Consider the following 14,207-nt stretch of genomic DNA (forward strand, 5'->3'; position numbering starts at 1 on the left):
GTTAAAGTTTAAACTGATCGCCTAAGTAAACACGTTTTACATCAGGATTATTTAATACTTCTGCTGGTGTTCCGCTTGCGATCATTTGACCGTCGCCAACGATATAGGCACGTTCACAAACATCAAGCGTTTCACGTACATTATGGTCAGTAATTAATACACCTAAACCACGTTCTTTTAAATTAACGATGATTTTTTTAATATCAATCACAGATATGGGGTCAACCCCAGCAAAAGGCTCATCCAACAGAATAAATTGTGGGTTTGCCGCTAATGCTCGGGCGATTTCAACACGGCGACGTTCACCGCCTGAAAGTGATTGACCTAGGCTATTACGAATATGCTCGATATGAAATTCACTAATTAATTCATCAGCACGTGCTTTGCGTTGTTGGTTATTTAAATCCTTACGCACTTGTAAAACCGCCATAAGGTTATCATAAACACTTAAACGGCGGAAAATGGAGGCTTCTTGAGGAAGATAACCAATTCCTTGTTTTGCTCGGTCGTGCATCGGTAAGGTACTCATATCTTGCTCATCAATACGAATTTTACCTTGATCGTGACGAACTAAACCGACCACCATATAGAAGGTGGTCGTTTTGCCTGCTCCGTTCGGGCCAAGTAAGCCGACAATTTCTCCTGCTTTCACATTTAAACTGACATCTTTTACTACTTGGCGATTTTTATAGCTTTTTGCTAAATGTTCTGCATAAAGCGTTGGCATTGACTTACCTATTTTTTCTTATTGTTTAATTCATTTGGAATTAACACGGTTCTTACACGTGATTTATTTCCGCTCGTTGCTTTTAATTGTTGCTTTTTGACATCATAAGTAATTTTACTTGCTTTAATAAAACTACCTTGCTGTTTTAATTCTGCGTTGCCGATTAGGGTTAAGAACTCAGAATTTAAATCATAATGAACATTGTTGCCTTTGCCGTTAACTGGTTTACCGTCATCAAGCGTTTGTTGGAAAGTCACCGGTGAACCTGTTGCGTCAAGTGTTTCTTTTTTACCTTCTTGACGTACAATTGTTACTTGATTCGCAGTAACTTTAATTGAACCTTGAGTAATGACAACATTATCGGTAAAAACAACCACATTACTATTCATATCGAGAGACTGGTCGCCCGAATCAATATTGATTGGTTGGTCTGTATCGCCTTTGAGTGCATGAGCAGAAATACTTGCACCGAGTAAAGTCGTAAGAACGACGGTTTTCATTAAAAATTTCATTATATGTCCTTAGGAGATCGAAATCTCTAATCCTTATTTTCGTTAGATTGTTGAATAATTGTCGGTTCAAGATAGGTTTTTACGTCTTTAGTAATCGTAGCAACTTGTTGTTTTAAATTACCTTTTAAACCTGTACCGCTTGTGGTAAAGCCTAAGCCGACAGATTTCACAACACTATCGGTAAATACATCTTGGGTATTTAAATCAACCGATAATTTATCTGTTTCAATTTTCTGTAAACGAGAGGTTGACTCAAGTGCTTGTAATTTCACATTACCTGTTAGGTTTAATATCTTTTCTTTGGTAATTTCTGCATGATCAGCACTGACTTTCCATTGTTTAAGTGCTGTTTTGCTATCAAATAAGTCTACAAACGGCTTTAAAAATTCCGTTCTCTCGGTTGATTCATAACGTTTTATTTCATCGGCTTGGGCGAAATATTGCGGATTTCCTTTTATATCATATACCGATGTACTCATTTTATTGCCGGTATAGTCAGGGTTTCCTTCTTTTTTAATTAATTGATCTAAGCCATCATTCTCTGGCTTCTGCTGGCTGAAATACCAACCGCTCAGAGCGACGACTATTATTAATAGAATGATATTTAGTCGAATATTCATAAATGTTTAAATAGAGTAAAAACAATTTCTGATCTTAACATAATTTTTAAATAGGATATAGCAACCGAAAGTGAGAAATCTCGTAAGAATGCGTAAACTTTTCTATAAAAAAGACCGCTTACTATTGTAGGTAAGCGGTCTTTTTTACTGGTTTTTTAGCAATATTAGCCGGTATTACGCATACCTGCGGCAATACCGGTAATCGTGATCATAAGAGCTTGTTCTAAAGCCGGATCTCTGATTTCTCCTTGGCTACGTAAACGTTGTAATAACTCGACTTGTAATAAGTTGAGTGGGTCGGTATAAACATTACGTAATGCAATTGATTCAGCAATCCAAGGTAAATCCGCCATTAATTGCCCATCGTGAGAAAGCGATAGCACAGTTTGAATGTCCGCCGCTAATTGCGTGCGAAGCTCTTTACCCAAGCGGTGTAATTCTTTTGCTACCAAACGTTGATCGTAATGTTCAGCAAGCCATAAATCTGCTTTTGAGAATACCATTTCCAGCATACCGATACGGGTAGAGAAGAATGGCCATTCTTTACACATTTCTTTAAGGGTGGCTTCATCGCCCTGTTCAATCATTTGACGAAGTGTCGCACCGGCACCGAGCCAAGCCGGTAACATCAGGCGGTTTTGCATCCAAGCGAAAATCCATGGAATTGCACGTAGACTCTCGACACCACCGTTTGGATTACGTTTTGCCGGACGAGAGCCAAGCGGTAATTTGCCTAATTCTTGCTCCGGTGTTGCACTACGGAAATACGGGACAAAATCCGGCTCGCCACGAACAACGCCGCGATAAATTCCACATGAAATATCAGCACCTTTATCCATAATATCTCGCCATGCTTGTTTTGGTTCCGGCGGCGGTAATAAGTTAGCCTCTAAAATTGCACTTGCATAGAGATTTAACGTTTCTACCGCAACGGCTGGTAAACCGAGTTTGAAACGAATCATTTCGCCCTGTTCGGTTACACGTAAACCGGATTTTAATGAGCGAGGCGGTTGAGATAATAATGCGGCATGTGCCGGTGCACCACCGCGACCAACCGTACCGCCACGACCATGGAATAAGACTAATTCGATATGATATTTTTCCGCTAAATTGACCAATGCTTCTTGTGAACGATATTGCGCCCAACTTGCGGCTAACATACCAGCATCTTTCGCTGAGTCTGAATAGCCGATCATCACCATTTGATAGTTATTGATCACGCCACGATACCAGCCGATATTAAATAAATCGGTCATTACTTTTTCACTATGATCCAAGTCGTCTAATGTTTCAAACAGCGGTGCAACTGGTACGGTATATTTACAGCCGGCTTCTTTCAATAATAAATGTACTGCTAGTACGTCAGAAGCCTCACGTGCCATAGAAATCACATAGGTGGAAATTGTTCCTTCAGGTTGTTGAGCAACCACTTTACAGGTATCTAAAATTTCTTGTGTTTCAGGGCTCGGTGTCCAGTTGGTCGGCACTAAAGGACGGCGAGAGCTTAATTCACGCACTAAGAAGGCTTGTTTGTCGTCTTCAGTCCATTGTGCATAATCGCCTAAACCGATATAGCGAGTAATTTCAGAAATCGCCATTTCGTGACGGGTACTTTCTTGGCGAATATCTAGACGAGATAAGCCTAAGCCAAAGCAACGAATACGGCGTAAGCAGTCTAACAAACCACCGTTTGCAATAATACGCATTCCACAAGCGTGTAATGACCGGTAGCAGTCATAAAGCGGTTCCCATAAGTCATTGTCACAAGTGATAATTTCGTTTGGATCAATCGTAGTTACTTTGCCTTCAATCAGTTCGCCAAAGTAAGTTTGTGTTTTCTGTAATTTTGCACGTAACCCTTTCACTACAACACGATACGGTTCGATATGATCACCATATTTTGCACGAAATTCAGGCGTACACTGTACAATGGAAAGTTCTTCAGCTAAATCACTGACATCATTTAGAAATAATTCTGCCGCTTTCCAACGGTTCATTCGTAAGACTTTTTGAGTAATTTCTGCGGTAACAAATGGGTTTCCGTCACGGTCACCCCCCATCCAAGAAGAGAAACGTACCGGAGCAAGCGCTACATCGTGTTGTACACCAAAATGCTTTTCCAGTTGGAAATTCAGTTCACGGCAAAAATCAGGTACGGCTTTCCATAAGCTGTTTTCAATAATTGCCATACCCCATTTAGCCTCATCAACCGGGGTTGGGCGAGCAAGACGAATCTCATTGGTATGCCAAGCAAGTGCAATCAATTGCATTAAACGGCGTTTAAGTTTGGTTTGTTCCGCATCGGTTAAATCATCGTGTTCTAATTGACCTAAACATTTATTGATTTCAACGTGTTTATGTACTAATGAACGGCGGGTAACTTCAGTCGGGTGTGCGGTTAATACTAGTTCAACCAATAATTTCTCAACGGTTTTAATGACGGTTTCAACCGGTGTATTTTGTGCTTTTAAACGAGCGAATAACGCATCTAACGAACGGTTGCCTAATGAGGCATCTTGATGGTGACGTGAGATAGTTTGATATTGTTCGGCAATATTGGTGAGGTTTAAGAATTGGCTAAAGGCACGTGCAACCGGCAATACATTTTCAGTTGAGATATTTGCCAATTTATCTAGTAATTGTTCACGTGCTTTTTCATTGCCGGCACGAGAATCTCTTGAAAGGACACGAATACTTTCGATGAGTTCTAAAATGTCATTCCCTTGGGCTTCACGGATGGTTTCACCTAAAAAATCACCAAGCATATGGATGTTGTTACGCATAGCGGAGTATGGCTGATTCATAATTTTTTCCTATATATAGCATAAATTTAATTAGGGGTAGATATACCTAAAAATAGTCAAAATAGCAATAAGGAATTAATTAATTTTGTGAAATAATGATAAAACGCAATAAATAATGGCATTTATTTTAAATAAAAAATAAAGCGGTTAATTTTTCTAAGTTTTTGCAAAAACAAAAGAAAATTTAACCGCTTACTACGATTTGTGTAAGTTTACCAACTTCCGCCTGCACCGCCACCGCCGGAAGAACCTCCACCAAAGCTGTCACCGCTACCTCGGCTTCCTCCTCCGAAACCTCCGCCAAATCCGCCGGAAGAACCGCTACCAAAGCCACCACCGAATCCACCGCTACGACGAGATGAATTGATGATAATTCTGCCTAATTGATCCGCGGCACTCGGGCTAATATATTGCGTATTTCTGCCCGGTCGGAAAATTAAGAAAATCACAATACCGGCAACAAGGAAGAACAGTAAACCATCAATTTGCTCTAAAGATTCTTCGCCTGCGTTTTCGCCATAACTATCATAAGCCGCATATTCGCCGTTAATTGCCGCCATAATCGCCGATAAACCACTAGCAATCCCTTCCGCATATAAGTTTTGTTTGAAGTACGGCGTAATGTTATGACGAATAATGGTTGAAGCAATCGCATCAGGCAATACACCTTCTAAGCCTCTGCCGGTTGCAATAAACAGTTTTCGATCGTTTTTGGCAATTAGTAATAATATACCGTTATTCTCATTATTTTTAGTGCGACCGATGCCCCATTTATTAAATAAGTTATGTGAATAACTTGCAACATCTTCGCCATTAGTTGACGGCACAATGACCACAATAATTTGCGAACTGGTTTTCGTACGGTTAGCAATTAATGCATCTTCTAAAGTTCGCCATTCTTGTTGGGTTAATGTTTTGGTGTAATCGGTCACATAATAAAATGGATTCGGCGCAGTAGGGTAGCTATCCACAGCAGAGGCTTTTAATGTGAAAAATGCCAACAGGATAAACCAAACCGGCTTAAAGAACGCTTTTATCATTTAATTACCACCTCATTTGACAATTCATTCATATCATTATCACGACGAGGGAAATAAGTAGCTAATTGCACTTCCACTTGTTTAATACCTTCGCAGATCGCTTGAGTGTAATTCGCTTGTTGGCATTGTTGTTTCATCGCATCATAGACCGATTGCCAAAAAACTTGACCGACTTTTTCATGAATAGCTTTATCGCCGACAATCGCTAAATTGTGCGGTTTGAACGAGAGGTAAATTAGTACGCCGTTACGCTCTGCCGTTTCTCGCATCTTTAATTCATCGAAAAGTTGATTGGCACGAGCCATTGCATCGGTTTTTCCTTTGACTTTACGCTCGATTACCACACGTAATTCGGCAGAAGTTTGTTGTTCTAAATGTGAAATTGCCTGTTCGATCCGCTGGGTATCGACAGGCAATTTATTCGAAAGAAAAGAAAATAATTTCATAGAGTTATCACTAAATTCACAAAAAACACGGAATATTTTTAAGTATTCCGTGTTTTGTGTAAGAAATTAATTAAAGTTTACTGTTGGTGCTCTTTCTGAGCCTGCTTCAGCTTTGAATTGTGGTTTAGCTTTAAAGCCCATAATCATCGCGCGATTTTGGTTGGGAACTCACGCACTTGTTTGTTGTATTCTTTCACCGCGGCGTTGAAGTTATTACGCTCAACATTGATACGGTTTTCCGTACCTTCTAACTGCGCTTGAAGATTTAAGAAACCTTCGTGCGCTTTTAATTCAGGGTATTTTTCAACTGAAACTAATAAGCGAGAAAGCGCTGAATTTACGCCTTGTTGCGCTTCTTGGAATTTCGCCATTTGTTCTTCAGTGGCATTGTTTGGATCAATGGTTACCGCTGTCGCTTTGGCTCGAGCTTCAATCACAGAGGTTAAGGTTTCTTTTTCAAAGTTTGCTTGACCTTTTACTGTGTTGACTAAGTTAGGGATTAAATCCGCACGACGTTGGTAAGCTGATTCCACATTACCCCAAACTGAGTTGATATCTTCTTCCGCACGCATTAAGTCGTTATATTTCGTTAAAGAGAAACCGCCGACTGCAAGTACGGCAATCACTAAGATCCAAAAAATTTTCTTCATATTAAAAAGTCCTATTTAAGGTTAAAAAAACGGGCGGATTTTATAAGCAAGCGGTCGAATTTCCTAGCAAACTTACAAAAGTTTTCAGAAAAAATGATATGTGTTAGATAAAAAAACGGAGCTTTTTAGCTCCGTTTTTGTTTATTGTAAAAGAATTATTCTGATGCTTTTTGTTTGATTGCCGAGTAAACCACACCAGTTACTACTGAACCGATAGCAATTGTCGCTAAATACATTAACGGTTGTGATACGAATGGGATCACAAATAAACCGCCGTGTGGTGCTTGGAGTGTAATTGCAAATGCCATTGAGATTGCACCAGCGGTTGCACCACCTAATACTGAACTAATAATGACACGCACCGGATCTGCCGCAACAAACGGTAATGCACCTTCAGAAATAAAGCATAAGCCTAATACGAATGACGCTTTACCTGCATCACGTTGGTTAGTCGTAAATTTGTTACGTGCGATTAACGTTGCAATCGCCATTCCGATAGGTGGAACCATACCGGTCGCCATAACTGCCGCCATTGGCGTATATTGTTGTGAAGCAATTAAACCGACACCGAACGTATATGCCGCTTTATTTACCGGACCGCCCATATCGATACACATCATTGCACCTAGAATTGCACCTAAGATAATCGCATTTGCTTGACCCATTGAATTTAACCATGCAACTAAAGCATCCATGATGCCTTTTACCGGTGGATTGATGAGGTAAATCATCGCTAAACCGACAATTGCAGAACCTAACAACGGTAGAATTAAAATTGGTTTAAGCGAAGTTAAACTTGCCGGTAATTGAATCACACCGTTTAAGAATTTCACGGTATAACCCGCAAGGAAACCGGCTACGATACCGCCTAAAATCCCCGCACCAGCTGTGGTTGCTAACATACCGCCGATTAAACCGACCGCTAATCCCGGACGGTCTGCGATAGAAAATGCGACATAACCGGCAAATACTGCGATCATTAAGTGGAATGCCGCACCACCACCGATATCCATTAACGCTTTCGGTAAGCCGCCTGCGATGGTTTCATCTTTGAACGCTTCAATACCGAACATAAATGAAATCGCAATTAATAAACCACCGGCAACCACTAACGGTAACATATGCGAAACGCCGGTCATTAAATGTTTATATAAACCTTTTTTCTCACCGCTTGCTGAGCCTTCAGCTTGTTGTGCGACCGTTGTGCCACCTTGATAAACGGTTGCTTGTGCAAACGCTTTTTCAAATTCTTGTGCGGTTTTCTTCAACGCTAAACCGGTTGAGGTACGGTACATCGGTTTACCTTTGAATTTGTCTAAATCCACGTCAATATCCGCCGCCACGAAAACTAAGTCTGCCGCAATTTCTTCCGCAGAAATCGGGTTACCCGCACCAACCTGACCACGGGTTTCAACTTTAACGTTCCAACCTTGTGCTTTAGCGTAGTTTTCGATAGCTTCCGCAGACATAAAAGTATGTGCAACGCCAGTCGGGCAAGCGGTTACTGCTACGATGTTTTTTACACCTGAATTTGATGCGCTAGAAACGGTTGCATTTGCAAAAGTTTTTGCATTTTCGACCGCTTGTTTAAGAGTCGTTTCCGGTTGAGTAAAGGCTTGGTCTAAATTCACTACCGCACCTTGTTTGCCGGCGCAATAGTCGGAATTTCATCGTTAAATAACACGACAAAATCAGCTTGTTCAGCGTTTACAACTTGATGACCTTGTTGCTTGGTCGCCGCTGATAATACTTCATTCACGAGGAAAGCTCGGGCTTTACCCAGTGATTGAGGGAATGCAAAGGAAATATTCATTTTGAGATCCTTATAAGTTTGAGAGAATTTTATTTCTCCCCCTCTTTAGCAAAGAGGGGCTGGGGGAGATTTAGCAGAAATAACTTTATACTCATATGAGAATTTGACTCTATAATCAAATCTCCCCTAACCCCTCTTTTCTAAAGAGGGGGATTTACTTACAAATTATTAATGTAATTGAGTTAATTTCACTTGGGACACAATTTCATCTAGGGCATTTCGGTTGCTGATACCGACATTGCTTTGTGATACTGCTAATGCTGATGTACCGCTTGCGAAAGCGAGGGTTTTCGCTTTATCCCAACCTTGAGCAAGCCCATAAATTAAGCCTGCCACCATCGAATCACCGGCACCGACCGTACTCACAACATTTTGGCGGCGAGGCGGTTGAGCTTGAACCACGCCTTCGCTGTTAAGCCATACGGAACCGTCTGCGCCCATTGAAATAATCACGTTCTCAATACCGCCGGCACGCAATTCTTGTGCCGCAATCACTTCTTCTAAGCTGTTTAACGGACGATTCGCCCAAACTTCTAACTCACGGCGATTCGGTTTTACTAACCACGGATGGGCTTTTAAACCTTCGGTTAATGCCGCATTGCCGCTGTCTAATACCACTTTTAAGCCTTGTTGGTGAAGTGATTCCAGCCATTGTGAGAACTGTTGTGCCGTTACACCACGAGGGAGTGAACCGCATACCGCCACCAAATCAAACGCTTTTGCCCATTGTTGTGATTGAGCGGTAAAGTTTGCCCAATCTTCAGCGCTAATTTCAAAACCTAAGAAGTTTAAGTCGGTTACGTCCGCTTCGGTTTCGGTAATTTTTACGTTAATACGGGTTTTACCGTCAATACGATAGAATTGATCGTCCACACCGTTTTGTTTAAATGATTGAACGAAATCGCCTTGATTTTCAGCGCCTAAAAAACCGGTAACTGCTAATTTAACGCCGAGATCCGCTAATACTTTCGCTACATTGATGCCTTTACCAGCAGGGTATAAACCTAATGTTTCAACAGTATTTACTTCCCCCACTTCAATTCGTTGAAGGCGGCCGACTAAATCGAATGCCGGATTTAAGGTTACGGTTGCAATTCGTAATTGTTGTGTCATTGTTTGTTCCTTGTTACTCGCCTAAACCCGATGCAATCGCCGCACCGATACCGTCAATTGCTTTTTGAGCGTCATCACCGGTTGCAACGAAACGTAAGCGATGACCTTTTACTACACCTAATGCCACAATTTTCATTAGGCTTTTCGCACTAACTAATTGGCTGTCTCGATCTAAGTTTTGTACAACGATAGTCGCATTATATTTTTTTACTTCGTTGACTAACACCGCACTTGGGCGAGCATGTAAGCCATGTTCGTTTTGAATCACGAATGTACCTTCTACTTGGCCTTCTACCGCAGGTTCAGAAGCAGTCGGATTTGCAGAATTTTTTGCAGATTCAACCGCTTGCGGTTGTGCTGCGCCTTCAATCGTATCTTCAACCGTTGGTACAAATGACACGCTTTCGCCTAAGCCTTCTACGAATGCTTTTGCCAACGCTTCGATCGCTTGTTGAGCGTCTTCACCTTCCGCCACAAAACGTAAGCGGTGTGCTTGGCTTGCACCTAACGCCACCACTTTCATTGTGCTTTTCGCATTCGCCGGTGCAGTACCGCGATCTAAGTTCTCAACAGTGACTTTTGCGCAAACGGTTTTAAAGTTTGCACTAATACCGCACTTGGACGAGCGTGTAAGCCGTTGTCGTTACGTACGGTGAAAGTACCGATAACCTGACCCGCGACCGGTTGCTCGGAAGCGGTCGGATTTGCAGAATTTTTTGCAGATTCAATCGCTTGCGGTTGTGCTACGCCTTCAATCGTATCTTCAACCGCCGGTACGAATGAAACGCTTTCGCCTAAACCTTCTACGAATGCTTTTGCTAATGCTTCGATCGCTTGTTGAGCGTCTTCGCCTTCCGCCACAAAACGTAAGCGGTGTGCTTGGCTTGCGCCTAATGCCACTACTTTCATTGTGCTTTTTGCATTCGCCGGTGCAGTACCGCGATCTAAGTTTTCTACCGTTACTTTTGCCGCAAACGGTTTTAAGGTTTGCACTAATACCGCACTTGGACGAGCGTGTAAGCCGTTGTCGTTACGCACAGTAAAGGTACCGATTACTTGACCAGCAATATTCTGAGTGGAAACGGTTGAATTTTGTCCTCTATTTGCAATATTTTCCCCATTGAATAAAGCAATAATTTGAGCAAGAGACGCTGTGCTAAATTGAGTTCTCACTTCACTATTTAATAAACGGCTTAAGTATGTTTGAAGTGCATTATCCGTTGCGGAAGCCGTTACTAAAGTTTGACCGGCTGTGTTACGAGCAACGGCAATACCATTTGCCTGATTACCTTTTGCTGAATCGGCAAGATAAACTTGATTACCGAGATTAAGCGGCATATTTGCAACAACGTCACTAATAAATGCTTGAGTAACATACGCTTTTTCTTGGAGCTTACCGGCATTAATCGCCGAAAGTGTCACTAAACTTGGCGTATCTACATTTAAGGAAATTAATGACTCATCTAATACAGCTAGTGATTTTTTACCGCTTAACACACGAATAAATTCTTCAATATCTTGTGTTTTTGCTAACACTTCAGCGGCATCTTCATCGCTTAATACGGTCGTTAATTGGCGTAAGAGAGTAAGATGTTCGTCTGATTTCGCCGCAATACCGATCGCTACGTAGGCTTTATTGTCTTCACCCCATTCGACACCTTGAGGAAATTGATAGATTTGTACGCCGGTTTCTTTTACTAAGTGACGGGTATCTAATGTGCCGTGCGGAATCGCAATGCCATTACCTAAAAAGGTTGAGGTTTGGGTTTCACGAGCTAACATTCCTGCTTCGTAACCTTCCGCTACATTACCATTTGCCACTAAACCTGCCGCGACTAATTTAATTGCTTCTTCTTTACTGTTTACAGAAGCATTTAAACAGATATTTTGTGCCGATAAATTGAGCATCTTAACTCCTTATTTGGATTTAATTTAGAAAATAAAAATATTATGGAATATTGTACTCGAATATTTGCTAAATCGTTCTAGCAAACCTAAAAAAATGTCAAAAAATGTGATCTGGTTCGCATTTTTGCAGGGAAAACTATGACTTTAATCACAAAAATCAATACTGATTCAGCGGAATTATAAAGCCGGTGTTATAATGCAAACGTTTTCGTAAAAAAGAACAATAATTTAGTTTCTGAAAAAATGTAGGGGGAGAGTATGAGTAGTTATATGTATTCGAAACAGGATTTAATTTTTATAGAGCAACTTTCCCAAGCCTATTGTAAAGACCCTTTTTCCTACCTCGGGTTACATCAAGTAAATGATACATCCGTTATCCGAGTATTTTTACCTGAGGCTACCTCAGTTACTATCATTGATAGAGAAGGTAAAGTATTAGCAGAAACACAAAAAATTGATGACTGTGGTTTATTCATTGCGACATTAGCTACTCAATATCCTTCTTTAAATTACCGTTTACGGGTTGGTTACTCGTTAGCGGAAATTGAAATGGAAGATCCTTATCGTTTTACATCTTCTCTTTTACCTTTGGATAATTGGTTATTATCCGAAGGTACATATCTTCGTCCTTATGAAAAACTAGGTGCACATTTAGAAAGCCAAGAAGGGATTTCCGGCGTACATTTTAGTGTATGGGCCCCGAATGCTCGCCGTGTGTCCGTTGTGGGCGATTTTAATTATTGGGACGGACGTTTGAATCCGATGCGTTTTCACTCGGAAAGTGGCATTTGGGATATTTTCTTACCAAATGTTGAGAAAGGGGCACTTTATAAATTTGAAATTTTAGACAGCAATGGTGCGATTCGTCTGAAATCGGACCCTTACGCATTTGCTTCTCAATTCCGCCCGGATACCGCTTCGGTCGTGACCGGTTTACCGGAAAAAATGGCGATACCAGATAATTTACGTCGAACGAATGAAGCGGATCAGCCGATTTCTATATATGAAGTTCATCTTGGATCATGGCGTCGTAATCTTGAAAATAACTATTGGTTGAATTACGAAGAAATCGCTAATGAACTGATTCCTTATGTAAAAGATATGGGATTTACGCATATCGAATTATTGCCAATTACGGAATATCCGTTTGACGGCTCTTGGGGCTATCAACCGACCGGTCTTTATTCTCCGACTAGTCGATTTGGTTCTCCGGAAGATTTACGTACTTTTATTCGTAAAGCTCATGAGGCAGGAATCAATGTCATTCTTGACTGGGTTGTCGGACATTTCCCAACTGATTCGCACGGATTAGCACAATTTGACGGTTCGCATTTATACGAGCATCAAGATCCAAGAGAAGGCTATCATCAAGATTGGAATACCTTAATTTTTAATTATGGTCGTCATGAAGTGCTTAATTATCTTTCTGGAAATGCCTTGTATTGGACCGAGCGATTCGGCATTGACGGATTGCGTGTTGATGCGGTGTCTTCAATGATTTATCGCGATTATTCCCGTAAAGACGGGGAATGGATTCCGAATCAATATGGTGGACGAGAAAATTTAGAAGCATTGGATTTCCTACGTAAAACAAATCAAATGTTAGAAAAAGAAGGCAACGATGCGGTTGTAATTGCGGAAGAGTCCACTTCATTTGCCGGCATTACGCATAGTCCAGCGGAAAACGGCGTCGGTTTCGACTATAAATGGAACATGGGTTGGATGAACGATACCTTACGTTATATGTCGCTTGATCCGATTTATCGTCAGTATCATCACGATTGGATGACATTCGGCATGATGTATCAATACAGTGAAAAATTTATATTACCGCTTTCACATGATGAGGTTGTACACGGTAAAGGATCGTTACTTGGCAAAATGTCAGGTGATTGTTGGCAAAAATTTGCGAATTTACGTGCTTATTACGGCTATATGTGGGGTTATCCGGGTAAAAAATTACTGTTTATGGGGAATGAGTTTGCCCAAGGTCGTGAATGGAATTACAACGAAAGCCTGGATTGGTTCTTATTAGGCGAACAAGGCGGTGGTTGGCATAAAGGTGTGTTGAATTGGGTGCGAGATTTGAACCGAGTTTATAAACAATATCCGGCACTTTATCAGTTAGATTATGACCCTCAAGGTTTTGAATGGTTAGTCGTTGATGATTGGCAACAATCCATCTTTGCCTTTGAGCGTAAAGCTAAAGAAGGGGAAAGTATCATTGTGGTCAGTAACTTTACCCCGATTGTTCGTCATAATTACCGTATCGGCGTGAATCAAGAAGGAACATATACCGAGATTTTAAATTCGGATGCGGCTTATTACGAAGGTAGCAATGTGGGGAATTATGGTGAAATTAAATGTGAAAAAATCGCCTCACACGGTAAAGATTTTTCGATTGAGCTTTCCATTCCACCGTTATCAACGATTTTTATCCGTTGTCAGCCTAACGTGAAAAAAGAGAAGGCGGCTAATATAACAAAAGCGAAAGGTGTTACTTATGTAAAAGCATCGAAAACGCTTAAAAAATCGAAAACAGAGAAAAAACAATATAAAAATAAGAAGTAAGCA

The 14,207-nt window shown here is 41.0% G+C and carries 8 protein-coding genes and 3 pseudogenes; 1 reads left to right on the forward strand and 10 read right to left on the reverse strand.

The genetic code is table 11. The features are described 5' to 3' along the window. Window position 1 precedes the first annotated feature (1 nt). From lptB to fruB, 10 genes and pseudogenes are all read right to left on the reverse strand, one after another. Window positions 2–727: an LPS export ABC transporter ATP-binding protein gene (gene lptB / locus NYR89_RS02255; protein ID WP_279446167.1), complete on the reverse strand. Its 726-nt coding sequence runs from the start codon at window positions 725–727 to the stop codon at window positions 2–4. An 8-nt stretch (window positions 728–735) separates the two neighbouring features. After that, on the reverse strand, window positions 736–1,239 hold the full coding sequence (gene lptA / locus NYR89_RS02260) for a lipopolysaccharide transport periplasmic protein LptA (protein ID WP_279446168.1): 504 nt from the start codon (window positions 1,237–1,239) through the stop codon (window positions 736–738). Between the two features lie 26 nt (window positions 1,240–1,265). Then, window positions 1,266–1,859 (reverse strand): LPS export ABC transporter periplasmic protein LptC, encoded by a 594-nt coding sequence (gene lptC, locus NYR89_RS02265; protein ID WP_279446169.1) that lies wholly within the window; start codon window positions 1,857–1,859, stop codon window positions 1,266–1,268. 164 nt (window positions 1,860–2,023) lie between these two features. Next, a complete protein-coding gene (gene ppc, locus NYR89_RS02270) occupies window positions 2,024–4,663 on the reverse strand; it encodes a phosphoenolpyruvate carboxylase (RefSeq protein WP_279446170.1) in 2,640 nt (879 codons plus the stop codon). A 212-nt stretch (window positions 4,664–4,875) separates the two neighbouring features. Then, window positions 4,876–5,703 (reverse strand): TPM domain-containing protein, encoded by an 828-nt coding sequence (locus NYR89_RS02275; RefSeq protein WP_279446171.1) that lies wholly within the window; start codon window positions 5,701–5,703, stop codon window positions 4,876–4,878. Then, window positions 5,700–6,149: a TPM domain-containing protein gene (locus tag NYR89_RS02280; protein ID WP_279446172.1), complete on the reverse strand. Its 450-nt coding sequence runs from the start codon at window positions 6,147–6,149 to the stop codon at window positions 5,700–5,702. The genes NYR89_RS02275 and NYR89_RS02280 overlap by 4 nt, the downstream gene beginning before the upstream one ends. 66 nt (window positions 6,150–6,215) lie before the next feature. Further along, window positions 6,216–6,799: pseudogene (locus NYR89_RS02285) on the reverse strand (LemA family protein). A gap of 155 nt (window positions 6,800–6,954) precedes the next feature. After that, window positions 6,955–8,612, reverse strand: a pseudogene (locus NYR89_RS02290) (fructose-specific PTS transporter subunit EIIC). Window positions 8,613–8,780: 168 nt separating this feature from the next. After that, window positions 8,781–9,725 carry a 1-phosphofructokinase gene (fruK, locus tag NYR89_RS02295; RefSeq protein WP_279446173.1) on the reverse strand — a complete coding sequence of 315 codons (945 nt, stop codon included), beginning with the start codon at window positions 9,723–9,725 and terminating at the stop codon, window positions 8,781–8,783. Window positions 9,726–9,738: 13 nt separating this feature from the next. After that, window positions 9,739–11,633, reverse strand: a pseudogene (gene fruB / locus NYR89_RS02300) (fused PTS fructose transporter subunit IIA/HPr protein). A gap of 258 nt (window positions 11,634–11,891) precedes the next feature. Between fruB and glgB the strand changes: the two are divergent. After that, window positions 11,892–14,204 carry a 1,4-alpha-glucan branching protein GlgB gene (gene glgB, locus NYR89_RS02305; protein ID WP_279446174.1) on the forward strand — a complete coding sequence of 771 codons (2,313 nt, stop codon included), beginning with the start codon at window positions 11,892–11,894 and terminating at the stop codon, window positions 14,202–14,204. Window positions 14,205–14,207: the final 3 nt, after the last annotated feature.

Source organism: Actinobacillus arthritidis (assembly GCF_029774155.1).
GTDB classification, from domain to species: domain Bacteria; phylum Pseudomonadota; class Gammaproteobacteria; order Enterobacterales; family Pasteurellaceae; genus Actinobacillus; species Actinobacillus arthritidis.

Coding starts and splice junctions, on each gene's coding strand:
- lptB (WP_279446167.1), bottom strand. CDS start 727: ATGCCAACGCTTTATGCAGAACATTTAGCAAAAAGCTATAAAAATCGC.
- lptA (WP_279446168.1), bottom strand. CDS start 1,239: ATGAAATTTTTAATGAAAACCGTCGTTCTTACGACTTTACTCGGTGCA.
- lptC (WP_279446169.1), bottom strand. CDS start 1,859: ATGAATATTCGACTAAATATCATTCTATTAATAATAGTCGTCGCTCTG.
- ppc (WP_279446170.1), bottom strand. CDS start 4,663: ATGAATCAGCCATACTCCGCTATGCGTAACAACATCCATATGCTTGGT.
- NYR89_RS02275 (WP_279446171.1), bottom strand. CDS start 5,703: ATGATAAAAGCGTTCTTTAAGCCGGTTTGGTTTATCCTGTTGGCATTT.
- NYR89_RS02280 (WP_279446172.1), bottom strand. CDS start 6,149: ATGAAATTATTTTCTTTTCTTTCGAATAAATTGCCTGTCGATACCCAG.
- fruK (WP_279446173.1), bottom strand. CDS start 9,725: ATGACACAACAATTACGAATTGCAACCGTAACCTTAAATCCGGCATTC.
- glgB (WP_279446174.1), top strand. CDS start 11,892: ATGAGTAGTTATATGTATTCGAAACAGGATTTAATTTTTATAGAGCAA.